Origin of the sequence: Pseudoalteromonas sp. JC28, assembly GCF_013319255.1 — a bacterium.
Classification (GTDB): domain Bacteria; phylum Pseudomonadota; class Gammaproteobacteria; order Enterobacterales; family Alteromonadaceae; genus Pseudoalteromonas.
In genome coordinates this window covers 340,737-354,277 of sequence record NZ_QOKX01000006.1, presented here as the reverse complement: position 1 = coordinate 354,277, position 13,541 = coordinate 340,737, and the positions used below count along the sequence as shown (strand labels likewise).

4 protein-coding genes are annotated in these 13,541 nt (G+C 46.8%); 2 read left to right on the top strand and 2 right to left on the bottom strand.

What is annotated here, in order from left to right; genetic code table 11:
• Window positions 1–4: 4 nt before the first annotated feature.
• Both DS891_RS15535 and purT read right to left on the bottom strand, forming a co-directional pair.
• Window positions 5–898, bottom strand: a complete 894-nt coding sequence (locus tag DS891_RS15535) for an aldo/keto reductase family oxidoreductase (protein WP_174170284.1) — start codon at window positions 896–898, stop codon at window positions 5–7.
• A complete protein-coding gene (gene purT, locus DS891_RS15530) occupies window positions 895–2,082 on the bottom strand; it encodes a formate-dependent phosphoribosylglycinamide formyltransferase (protein ID WP_174170283.1) in 1,188 nt (395 codons plus the stop codon). Before purT ends, DS891_RS15535 begins: the two co-directional genes overlap by 4 nt.
• A gap of 162 nt (window positions 2,083–2,244) precedes the next feature.
• Here purT and DS891_RS15525 point away from each other — a divergent pair, with 162 nt between their 5' ends.
• Both DS891_RS15525 and DS891_RS15520 read left to right on the top strand, forming a co-directional pair.
• Window positions 2,245–7,227, top strand: coding sequence for a non-ribosomal peptide synthetase (locus DS891_RS15525; protein ID WP_174170282.1), 4,983 nt, complete (start codon window positions 2,245–2,247; stop codon window positions 7,225–7,227).
• Window positions 7,228–7,229: 2 nt separating this feature from the next.
• Window positions 7,230–13,541: a non-ribosomal peptide synthetase gene (locus DS891_RS15520; RefSeq protein WP_174170281.1), complete on the top strand. Its 6,312-nt coding sequence runs from the start codon at window positions 7,230–7,232 to the stop codon at window positions 13,539–13,541.

Below are 13,541 nucleotides of genomic sequence, written 5' to 3'. Positions count from 1 at the left end.
TCGGTTATGGTACGCTATGCCCGGTGGACGCCGTCCAAATGCGATACCACTGCTCGCGACTCATGCTAAGTGACTGTGAAGCAAACGCACTGGCAACTCGAGTAATGTTTCCCGTTCCAAGCACAGTGGCGGGTTTCGATGGATGCATGGCAAGCCATGCGTAGATCACTTGATCAATTTCAGTGCAACCAATCTCTTCACCCACTTGCTGTAGCACCGCACGCAGGCGTTTGGCTTTTTCATCTTCACTGGAGAATATTCTGCCCCCTGCCAGCGGCGACCACAGCATAGGATTCATGCCTAGTTGTTGGCACTGATCAAGCGTGCCATCGTCAAGCGCTTTCATCTCATAAGGTGAAAACTCAATTTGGTTAGTCACTAAAGCGAAATCGAGTCTCGATTGCAGTAAGGCAAGCTGGCTGGGTGTAAAGTTCGAGACCCCAAAATGCAGCACATCGCCGTTTTGTTTGAGGGTATTAAACGCATCGGCAACTTCATCAGCATCCATCAGATAATCCGGGCGATGGATCAACAACACATCTAACCTATCCGTGCCGAAATGCTTTAGTGACTGCTGCGCTTGGGCAATGATATGCGCCTTACTCGAATCATAGTGGTTCGCCTTTCCCGCTAGTCCCAAGCTTGGAAATGCGGGCTTAATGCCACATTTAGTGATGATCCGAATGTGCTCTCGAATGCTAGGCTCAAGCGCTAAGGCTTTGCCAAACTCCGCCTCACACTGATACTCACCGTAAATATCAGCATGATCAGTATCGCGTATTCCAAGCTCAATCGCTTGCTTTAAAAAGCGTAAATTTTCTTGCGGCGTAATTTGCCAATCTAATAGCCGCCAAAACCCCAATACTAATGGGTCAAGTACGCGGGTGTTTGAGTTCATAACGTAATTCCTACTGTTGCAGCCACTTGCTTGGCTTTTTCGACAGCACTTTCAGCCGAATCTGAGCGCGCTAACGCCACACCCATTCTACGCTTGCCACTCACCTCGGGTTTACCAAACAAACGAATATCCGTTAGTGGCTCTGCAAGCGCTTGTGCAAGATTGTTAAACTGTAGCTGTGTTGATTCCCCTTCGACAAGGATCACGCTAGATGCCGATGGCCCATTAAAGTGAATGGTGGGGATAGGCAAACCTAAAATTGCCCGAGCATGCAGCGCAAACTCACTTAAGTCTTGCGAGATAAGCGTGACCATGCCGGTATCATGTGGCCTTGGTGAGACTTCGCTGAAGTAAACTTCATCACCCTTAATAAAGAGCTCAACGCCAAACAGACCCCGACCGCCCAGTGCTGCCGTGACTTTTTCAGCCATCGCTTTACTGCGCTCTAGCGCGAGTACTGACATCTGCTGCGGCTGCCAACTTTGCTGATAATCACCATCTTGTTGCACATGTCCAATTGGCTCACAAAAACTCGTGCCATCAATGTGGCGTACCGTCAAAAGCGTAATTTCGTAATCAAAATCAACAAAACCTTCCACAATCACTCTGCCCTGACCTGCACGCCCCCCCTCTTGAGCGTAGTGCCAAGCCGCTTCGATATCCGCGACACTTTTAATCACACTTTGCCCTTTACCTGACGAGCTCATGATAGGCTTAACCACACAAGGTATGCCGATATGCGCGACAGCAGCATTAAAGTCTGCCAAGGTGTCAACAAACTGATAGGGGGAAGTAGCAAGCCCAAGCGTTTCAGCGGCAAGACGGCGGATCCCTTCTCGGTTCATGGTCAGTTGAGTCGCTTTGGCGGTTGGCACAACCGTGTAACCTTCAGCCTCTAATTCCACCAGCTTATCCGTCGCAATGGCTTCGATTTCCGGCACGATATAATCAGGTTGCTCTTGTTCAATAATCGCTTTGAGCTTTTCACCATCCAACATAGACAAGGTATAGCTGCGATCTGCCACTTGCATCGCTGGCGCATTGTCGTAGCGATCTAAGACAATCACTTCTGCACCTAAGCGCTTAAATTCGATAACGACTTCTTTTCCTAATTCGCCACCACCGCAGAGTAATACTTTGCAAGCAGTTACCGAAAAGGGCGTGCCCAGAGGTTTGATTTTCATGATGATTCCTTGGTTGGTTTGATACCCCATGGTAGCGACTTTTTGTCATATGCAAAAGCTGAGAAGACGGCAATTCAACTAGAAATCACAAAATACACATTTCAAACACATTCTTTACATATCGTACACAAAGAGCATTTTTATATTTAAAGGATTACTTCAATGACTGCCCAGTCTCCTATTGATTACAGCACTCAGCCGCAGATCTTATTAACGCGCGCACTCAACCAATACGCCAATAAAATCGCACTGGTATTTAACGGTACGCAAGTCACCTATCAAGCACTTGAAGAGCAGGTAACACGGGTCGCCACGAATATTCAGCAACAGGTGAGTCTGAGCCAATCTCAATCGCCTTATGTGGCACTATATCTCGAGCGTGGCATTGATATGGTCGTGGGGATCTTAGCGGCAATAAAATCAGGACTGGGTTATATCCCTATTTCCACGGAGGCACCCAAAGCTCGCTGCGAGTTTATTCTTGAAGATAGCCAACCAGCGCTTATCGTCACCCATGGACATTATCAAGCACTGCCACAATTTGGCCACACACCTCAAGTGCTGATCGACTCTCCTGCAACGCAAGCCTTTGTTACTCCTGATTATAAAATGAGTGATATTGCTTATGTGATCTACACCTCGGGCACCACTGGTACGCCAAAAGGCGTAGAAGTACCTTACCAAAACTTACTTTATTTAGCCGAATCACAAGTTAACCGTTTTGAGCTAGACCGATTAGACCGCGTTATGATGTTTGCTTCTTATATTTTCGATGCTAGCGTGTTTGAGCTGCTCGTGCATATCATGTTGGGTCAAACTGTATTTGTAACGACAGAAACCGAGCGACGAGATGCCAAAGCGCTGAGCCAATTGATCTCAAAAAATGCGATTCAATTTGGCGCTATCCCTCCTGCATTGCTGGCTTTGATGGATCCCCGAGATTTACGCTCGATGCGCAAATTAATCGTTGCAGGAGAAACCCCAAATCTAGAAATGCTATCTCGACTTTCAGAAGTCACGCGAGTGTTTAACGGTTATGGTCCTACCGAATATACCGTGTGCACCTGCGCCAATGAATATACCAATGCCGACTCCGAATTTAATATTGGTCAACCCTTTGTGAATACCAGACTTTATGTGCTAGATGAGCAATTGCAACAAGTAGCCAATGGTGCTATCGGTGAGCTCTATATTAGTGGTGCAGGTTTGGCAAAAGGATACTTTAACCGTCCTGAACTCACAAAGTCTCGATTTATCGCAAACCCCTATTATCAAGCAGAAGTAGACCCTGCGCACTTCGCTAGACTTTATAAAACTGGCGACTTAGTTAGTTTTGACGGTGATAATTATCATTTTGTTGGTCGTAATGACAACCAAATTAAGCTACGCGGATTTCGTATTGAGTTAGGTGAAATAGAAAAAGTTGTTGCCCAACATGAGGCGGTAAAACTTGCAAGCTGCCAAGTAGTACAACGAGGTAATGCTAAGTTCTTGGTGGCATTTATCGTTCCCCATAGTAAACCCACAGCAGACCTTGGACAACACATCAGCCAGTTAGCAGAAAAGTTACTGCCAGACTACATGCTGCCAGATCACTATCAATGTTTAGACGCATTACCCATGACCGAAAACGGGAAGGTAGATAGCCGCGCGCTCGCTAATTACGAATTAAGTAGCCAACAAGACCAACCGCAAGATCAGCTGAGCCAAGAACAACAAGATTTTTTAACACAGTTTCAAGGTTTCTGTTTGCCAGGCCTTGGCTGGCAACAAGATTTTTTCCAACAAGGTGGTGACTCCATTTCTGCAATCAACCTTAGCAACCAGTTATTTCAGCAGTTCGGCTTAAGCGTGCCAACACACCTAATCTATCGCTATCGTAGTGCTGGACAAGTATGGCAGGCAATGCAAACTCAACACTTTGAAACCATTGCGATTCCAAAGCGCGATGCTGATTTTGCTGAGGTCGCCCCGCTATCACTGCAACAACGCGCGATTTGGTTTTTAGCCAAAGCCGATCCAAGTGATAAAGCCTATCATGCAAAGTGTACAATCACCTTCAGTGGTGATTTAAATGTACCAGCACTACAAGGTGCATTACAGGATATCGTTGATAACCATGCGATTTTCCGTACTAGCTACGACTTACATGAGCCACTGCAATATATTGCAAAACACTACCAGCAAGACGTGCCTTACTTTGACTTTAGTGAGTATCAAGAAGCACAAGCATTAGCTGAGGTCGACAAACTCGTTAATGGTCATATGAATGATATTTTTGCGATTGACCAATTACCGCTAGCGCGCTGGGCAATTGTAAAAATTAGCGAATATAAACATGTACTTATTCATATTGAACATCACTTAGTACATGATGGTTGGTCTTCTAACATCTTCCTTGCTCACCTATTTAGTTGTTATAAACAGCGCTTGCATGGCGCAAGCCAAGGTACTTTGCCTGAAATCACACAATACGCCGATTACGCAGCCTATCAGCATCAATGGTTAGGAACAGAGCAAGCCGAGTTGCAACGCCAATTTTGGAAAGCACAACTACAAGATGCACCGAGCCGTATTAACTTGCCTGTTTCTCGTCTCGGCGAAACCGCCACCGAACGTGGTCGCGCACACCGAGTAAAACTGCCTCGTTCGCTATGGAACAATTTAAAAGCCTACAGCCAAGCGCATCAGATCACGCCATTCGCCGTCGCCCTTGCGGCATTAAATATTGTCCTTTCGCGCTTTAGTGGCGATCAGGATATCTGTATTGGTTCTGGCGTTGCAAACCGAGGCTACACCAATGTGGATGATACCATTGGTATGCTCGTCAGCACCGTAGTGGCGCGAGTTCAGCAAACACCAGAAATGCCTGTTGAACAACTGGTACAGCATTGTTTTGAAGTCAGTAACGACATGCTGGCCAATCAAACCCTACCATTTACTGAAGTCGTCGCGGACGTAAACCCTGAGCGCATCAAAGGCGTCAACCCGTTATTCCAGATCTGTTTTAGCTTCCATGATTCACCACTCCCAGAGCTCACGCTTCCGGGGTTAGATGATATTGAGTATTTCGAGGCGATCAGCAGTCAAGCGGCGAAGTTTGAGATTAACATCGTGGTGCTTACCCGTATGGGGCAAGATCAGGATGATTCGGTCACCATGTTATGGGAGTTTGACTTAAACCGCTACGATCCTTGGTTTATCGATGCCTTGAGTGACAACTTCAGTCATATTCTCGCGCAACTTATCAGTGTAGATGGGCAATTACCACTTGAGCAGTTAAATTTACAAAGCCTTGCTGAGCGCGATGTTCAAGCGGCACAGCACCAGAGCCAAGACTTGCTGTCACTATTTACGCATCACGCGCAGTCTCGCAACCAGCAAACTGCACTTATCACCAGTCAAATGGAGTTAAGCTACCAGGAGCTAAGTACTCGATCAGACAGTCTGGCTGCACATATTCTTAAGCAGTATGGCACGCTTGAGTATATCGGCCTATACCTGCAGCCCGGCATTGACACAGTGGTTGCAATGCTCGCCATCATGAAAGCTGGCGCCGCTTATGTGCCGCTATCGCCAAGAGCGCCAGCTGCCCGCAATGCTTTTATTATTGACGATGCTCAGCTCAAGTTAGTATTAACTAACACCATAAGTCAGCAAAGCTTGAGCGAAAATGAGCAATCAAATTGGCCACTGTTAAACTTGGATAATACATTCGCGCCTTGCGATATTGCACTTTGCCGACCGTCGCCTGATTCTGCAGCCTACATAATTTACACCTCAGGTACGACGGGCCAACCTAAAGGCGTTATTCAAAGCCATAAAAATGTTGCGCGTTTGCTATCTGCCAGTCAACCGCTTTACCACTTTAATAGCGAAGATACTTGGGTGCTTTATCACGATACGATTTTTGACTTTAGTGTTTGGGAAATATGGGGAGCACTGTGTCATGGCGGTCGGTTGTTTATTCCAAGCTACGAACAAGCAAGAGACAGTTTTGGTTTTGTAAAGCAGTGTGAGCAATTTGCTGTCACCGTCCTTAACCAAACTCCAAGTGCATTCTATAATTTTAGTGATATTGCCATTTCTACGGGCGCGTCACTTGATAGCCTTCGCACTGTGATCTTTGGTGGTGAGCAGCTCAACTACGATAAACTAGCTCCTTGGTGGCAACGTTTTGGTAAACGTATTCAATTGGTCAATATGTACGGTATTACTGAAACCACAGTACATGTCACGTACCAACCTTTGCACCCTAACATGAATACCCAGATTGCTGACATTGGTGTGCCGCTCAATGATATGCAGGCTTGGGTGCTGGATAGTCAGTTACGTCCAGTACCTGTGGGCTGTCCTGGAGAGCTGTTTATCTCTGGTGCAGGTTTGGCGATTGGTTATTTGAATCAGCCAGAACTGAGCGCTACTCGCTTTTTCGAGCTAACGCTAAATGGCAAACTCACCCGCGTTTACAAAACCGGTGATAACGCCAGACTATTGCCAAACGGTCATTTAGAATATCTAGGTCGTTTGGATAACCAAGTGAAGATCAGGGGGCATCGTATCGAGCTTGGTGAAGTCGAATCCCAATTGCTCAGCTGTAGCGGTGTTAAAGAGGCTGCAGTGATCACCTATACACGCCAAAATCAAACGGCGCTAAGTGGCTATGCTGTGATGGAAAGCCATGCTTATTTTGACGCCGAGCTGTTACTTAATTATCTACGAACGCAGCTGCCAGCATATATGATACCGGATAGCATCACCCAACTCACGGCGATGCCACTAACCGTTAACGGTAAGCTAGATAGCAAAGCACTACCACTGCCGCAGGTGTTATCATCAAACCAATACGCAGCTCCGCGCACTGCGCTTGAACAGACGCTTTGCCAAATTTGGCAAACCACATTAGAACTGGAACAAGTCGGTATCCATGATAACTTCTATCGCCTAGGTGGTAACTCCATCTTAGCGGTGCAGCTCGTACGCAATGCCCATAAATGGCATCAGATTGCGATCCCGTTATCAGCGATTATTGCCAATCCATCAGTCGCGGCTCTGGCTCAACACCTAAACACCATAGAGTTGAGTGATATCACCCAATCTCAGGAGGCACCTGCCACCACCTCTTCACAGGTGATGGAGCTATAGTCATGGAGTTAACATCTTTACTGAACGACCTTCACGCGCAGCAGTTGCGCGTGTGGGTGTCTGAGCAAAATACCTTGGCACTGGGATATGAGGGTAACGTAGCGCCAACTTTGCTCACAGCACTCAAAGCGCATAAAGCTGAACTATTGGCGCTACTAAGCGCCCACCAGATCTGCTCCGAAGCCGCCTTTTTAAGTTGGCCATTATTAAAACCAGTGCCGCTTTCCAATGCCCAGGCAAGGTTGCTGTATGTAGACAAACGTGCACCAAAGTCCTGTGCTTATCATATTCCAATGCTGGTTGAGCTGAATGATCCAGCGCAGCAACAAGACATAATCTCGGCACTCGCACAGCTGCTTGTCCATCACCCGATCCTAACGAGTGTAATTGAAACCGATGCTGAGCATTTTAACTGCCGAGCAACCTTACAACCTCTAGCGGTCGAGTATCACCGAGCAACCACTTTGGCTCATGTACAAACACTGGTAAAAGAGCACATCCACACGCCGTTTGACCTCCATACTCAAGCTCCCTTTAGAGTCTGTATTATCGAGCTTGAGCAAAGGCGTTTTATGCTTTTCCTTTGGCATCATATCGTCTTTGATGCTTGGTCAATGCGAGTCATGTTGCGCGACTTAGTTAGCTTGCTACGAGGAGAAAGCATTAAGCCATTAAGCTATTTTGACTTTGCCAAGTGGCAACAAAGGCAAGAACAAAGCGCTGCACACAGTTATTGGCACACGCAACTTGCAGGCGCTCATGCCACACAAATTGCACCGCTGTTCGCTACACAAACACACGAAACCGAATCGCTCACGCACTATTTTGCACTTTCACCACAGCAAAGCCAGGCATTGCGTGCCCTAGCAAAATCATTAAATACCACAGTGTACAGCGTGTTGCTTGCCCATTACTGTTATATTTTGGCACTTCATAGCGGTGAAACAGACATCGTGATTGGTGCGCCATCGGATAATCGAGATCACCCGCAAACGCAAGAAATGATTGGCTTTTTTGTCAACACCTTAGTGCTTAGAGTGAAGCTAGATTATCGCCAAAGCTTTGCTAGCCTCGTGAAGCAAGTTCATGAGACTGTGCGCGCCGCAAAACAATACCAAAGTTACCCTTATGATCAACAAGTTGCCTGTTTGAGTGAGGGCAAACACTCACCTCAGCCAAGCCTGATGTTTAGTGTACAGAGATTTGCCAGCGAGCTTATGGACGAGTTTGCGTTACCATTTTCAGCGGTTGATGCTTTTACTAACGAGTCTTTATATAACCCGATTAAATGTGATTTCCGTCTGGCATTTGATGATAGCAATACAAATCTGCAAGGACAGATAAGTCTTGATCCCAATAAGTTTGATGATGCATTTGCACAGCAATTTGCCCACACCTATCAGCAATTATTGGTACAGCAGTTAGAGCACAGCGACGTCGCTCTTGAGCAATTATCAACTTCTCACCCAAGCACAAAGCCATCAGCAACCACAGTTAAGCAAACTTCAACCCTATCGCTATATCAACAATTTTTAGCCTGCGCCTCAGCAGCTCCAGATGCACCAGCGTTACAAATCAACGATGAGGTTATTACTTACCAAACACTCGCTGCGCGTGTTCAGCACCTGACTGTGCAACTCCAAGCACAGTTAACCCACGAGCAAAACCCTGTTATCGCGCTGATATTTGAGCGCAGTCCAGAGATGATAGTCGCCATATTAGCAACGCTTGGAGCCGGTGCTGGATATTTACCCCTCAATCCAGAGCAAGGCCAAACACGTAGTGAGTTTATGTTGCAAGACAGTAGTGCCAACCTGCTACTTTGTCATCAAGCAACCTTGAATACAGCCATGTGTTTTAGCGCAATCACAGAGGTGCAAAACATTGACGAGTTAGCGCAACAACCAGCTCCTGTTTTCGATATAGATCAAGCGAACTCAACGTGTCATTCATCACTTGCATATATTATTTATACTTCTGGAAGCACCGGTAAACCAAAAGGCGTCATGGTAGAGCAGCGGCAAGTTCAGGCTTTGGTTCAAAGCGCAACTGCGGCTTACGACTTTAACTCCAGCGAAAAAACACTGAGTCTGGCTCCGTACTTTTTCGACGCGTCCGTAGAGCCACTCTTTTTAACGCTGCTCAACGGTGCTTGCTGGGTGATCATGAATGAGGCAAGTGCAAACTCGCCAGCTATGATAAGCGAAACTATCGTTAGCCAAAGGATCAGTCACTTAGTCACAGTTCCTGCATTTTTAAGTGCCATTGGTACGCCGCCCCAGCATCATGCACTACAGCGTGTGATCACCGGTGGTGAGCCTTGTGACCGTAATCTCATGGAGGCATGGACGCCTCTTCTTCATATTGAATATGGTCCGACCGAAACCACGGTAACCGCAACAGCAAACCACCAGCCGCTACAATCACGCTATTTCAATAATATTGGTGTACCACTGCCTCATGTTGATATTCAGATTGTTGATGCCAACCTCAAAGCGCTGCCACCCTTTTGTCAAGGAGAGATCCTGATTGGTGGCGCGAGTGTCGCACGAGGCTATGTTAACCTTGCAGAGCAGACGGCGTCGCGCTTTATTAACTGGCACGGAACACGTATGTATCGCACGGGCGATCAGGCGCGGTATCTGGCAAACGGCGAGATCCAATTTTTAGGGCGTGCCGATGAGCAGGTAAAAATTCGTGGCTATCGCATCGAGCTACAAGAAATAGAGCACCTACTTAACCTGCATTCGCAAATCAACCAAGCTTGCGTCAAAGTACAGCAAAACAACCATCTCATTGCTTATTTCACTGGCGACCAAACCCTCTCTCACACCGAGGTTGTGAAGTGGCTACAACCACAGTTGCCAGATTATATGTTGCCAAGTGCCACGTGTTGGCTCGAACAATTGCCTGTGCTCGCCTCTGGTAAAGTGGACAGTCGCAGCTTACCAAGCGTCGCTCTGGTATCACAGACACCATACCGAGCACCACGCACCCCATTAGAGCAGCAGCTTTGTGCTCTATGGCAGACGCAACTTGATGTTGAGCTAGTAGGTATTGATGATGACTTTTTTGCCTTAGGGGGCCATTCTCTCAGTGCAATGACATTAGTGGCTAAAATGCACTCTAGCTGTAACGTTAACATCAGTTTGAGTCAATTTTTGCAAAGCAAAACGATAGCGCAACTGGTATTACAACAAACTAGCAACGCCAACGAGCCTTTAGCGGTCGCATCAACATCACAATCACTTGATGAACTCATCGTGCCAGCGCAGCAGCAAGCGATGCTCACCAGTGAGCAATTAGCAACACAATCAGGCGCTTTTCATATCCCCTTACAGCTTAAATGCCCAAGTGAGCTACAACAGCAAGCGTTACAACACGCAATCTATCAGCTGGTTGAGCGTCATGCTATTTTGCGCACCCGCTACACTCAACAGCAACAAGGTCGCTGGGCATATAAAGATGAGCAAGGCGTGCCAACATGCAAAACCCTCATAAACACGCCGCATAGTGAATTTATCGCTCAGACATTTGACCTTGAGAATGATGCGCCGCTACGGATCGGACTGTATCACCAAGATGATGAATTTGGGGTGTTACTGGTATTTCATCACATAGCCTTCGACGGCTGGTCGACACAAGTATTGTTGGATGAACTGAACACGCTGCTATCAGGACACACGCTTGCCCCAACCTCACTGCAATTTCGCGACTATGCATATTGGCAATCAACACAACAATACGACGATGCCGCAGCATTTTGGCAGCAACACTTGATTGATATTGATGTCACCCCATGGCCAACCGATGAGCCAAGACAGGCGTTGTTTGATCATCAAGGTGAAGCATTCCCCTTTACCCTCTCAGCAACACTAACAGCTGAGTTAAGGGAGCTGGCAAAATCACATCAGGTATCTATGTACAACATACTACTGTGTGCTTTTCAGCTCGCATTGTGTGCATGGGATAGTCGTGAAAGTATCGTCGTTGGCTCCCCCACCGATAACCGCGATTCGGCATTTAAAGATACGCTAGGTTACTTTGTTAATACCTTACCGATGCCGCTGCGTGTCGACTTAAATAAGAGTTTTTCTGACTATCTAAGACAAAGCCAAACGCTGTTACTTGCGGCAAAATCTCACCAACAATTGCCACTAGAGTCAATTGCCGCGCAACTTGGGTTGATCCGAGAAGTGGGTGTATCGCCACTGTTCCAAGTGTTTTTTACCTTTGATCAGTTCTCACTACCAACAGCGCAATATCAACATTTTGAAGTCGCCAGCGACACCGCCCAGCAAAACCAATATCACCCGGCCAAGTTTGACTGGAATTTGGTGATTAAAGATATGCCAGACCAACTGATTGGTCAGCTTATTGTTGCTCGCAGTCGTTATCAGTCTTCCCGCTGCCAACAATTTGTGCACTTTTTCTGCCGTTATCTTGAAAATCTCTGTCAGTACAACGAGAAGCCTTTACTGCAATGTCCTTTAGTTAGTACGAAATATTTACAGCAAGTCATCTCAGAAACTCGATTATCACAACCAAATGACGCTTTTTTAGTGCAATTTGCAAAGACAGTAGCAGCGTATCCAGCACGCACAGCATTAAGCTTCGCCGAGCAAACCGTGAGTTACCGCGAGCTAGACTTGTTTTCTGATCACTTAGCAGCACAGTTGATTGCTACCAATGACGAAGGCTCACCAGTTGCATTATATTTTGATAAAGGTATAGAAGCTCCCATAGCAATGCTAGCGGCGCTAAAAGCGGGCATGCCCTTTGTTTCACTCTCAGCTAATCATCCCGTTGCTCGTCGCCAAGAGATTATGGCAAAAGCGCAGGCAAAACTGCTCCTTAGCCGCACACCACTCAGCTGGAATGCATTGCCAACACTGACTCTTGATGTACAGACATTACAGCAAAGTGCTCAACTACGGCCATTCTCAGCCAACACTCATGCAACAGACAAGCTGGCTTACCTCATCTTTACTTCGGGGACGACGGGAGAACCAAAAGGGGCGATGCTGTCTTACCAAGGCCTTGCTAACCTCTGCACCGAGAAGCGCAACACCCATAAATTAGAGGGAAATACTCAGGTAGTCACTAGCCAATATGCTGAATATGTTTTTGATGCCTGCATTTGCGAGATATTCCCAGCCCTAGCTGCCGGCGCTAAACTGGAAATCATTCCAGAGCCAATACGCAAAGATCCACAACAGCTGTGCCGCTATCTCAAAGCTAAACAGGTCAACGTCGCGTTTATTCCTACGGTATTTATCAATCAGTTTCCAAAGTGGATAGCGGATATTAACTTAACCGTATTGTATGCCGGTGGTTCTCGTTTAGACCCAGTCAGCCACAAGTTGGCAGAGTATCATTTCAATGAGTATGGATTAAGTGAAACAAGTGTCACCGCAACACTTAGTGAAGTGTACCCCAATACACCTATCACTATTGGTAAGCCTATTCGTAACACTCGATGCTATGTGTTGGACCCTTTTATGCGGATTTTACCGGACGGTGCGTTGGGTGAGCTATACATCGCCGGTGATTGCGTCGGTTTGGGCTATTGGCAGTCACCAAAGCAAACGGCAAAACACTATATTGACTATCACCTTCGCTGTGAAAACAACCACTTTTCTGAGGAAAAGCTCTACCGCAGCGGAGACTTAGTGCGTAAAAATCAGCAAGGTGAATTCGAGTTTGTTGCCAGAGCTGACACACAGTGGGATTTACATGGTCACCGTGTTGAGCCAGGCGAAATCGAGTATAAACTCAAAGCGCATCCAGATGTTGACCACGCCGTTGCACACTTACATTTAAGTGAAACAGGCAAAGTGCTGTTGGGTTATGTCGTACTTAACGCTAACACTGAGTGTGATGTGAACGACCTTCGCCAATGGTTGAATCAACAACTCCCAAGCTATATGCAGCTTGCTGCGATATCACAGATTGACGCACTTCCAATGACAGTAAATGGCAAACTTGATACCGCTCAGCTCATCATTCCAACGCTGCAAGATAGTATTACCTATATCGCGCCAGAGACGGAACTACAACAACAACTCGCCAATGCTTGGCAGCAAGTGCTTGAAGTCTCCGAGATTGGCCTACAACACGACTTTTTTGCTTTAGGTGGCTCATCGATACAGGCAGCACAAGTTACCGCTCTGTGTAGTCAAGCACTCGGCAACGAAATTGCCGTCGCGACCTTACTGACTTACCCACAACTTGACGCATTTGCCACGCAAGTAGAACAACAGCTAAACGCGCTCGCCAGCAGCGAAGACTGCGAATTTGAAATGGAGTTATAA

Coding starts and splice junctions, on each gene's coding strand:
- DS891_RS15525 (WP_174170282.1), top strand. CDS start 2,245: ATGACTGCCCAGTCTCCTATTGATTACAGCACTCAGCCGCAGATCTTA.
- purT (WP_174170283.1), bottom strand. CDS start 2,082: ATGAAAATCAAACCTCTGGGCACGCCCTTTTCGGTAACTGCTTGCAAA.
- DS891_RS15535 (WP_174170284.1), bottom strand. CDS start 898: ATGAACTCAAACACCCGCGTACTTGACCCATTAGTATTGGGGTTTTGG.
- DS891_RS15520 (WP_174170281.1), top strand. CDS start 7,230: ATGGAGTTAACATCTTTACTGAACGACCTTCACGCGCAGCAGTTGCGC.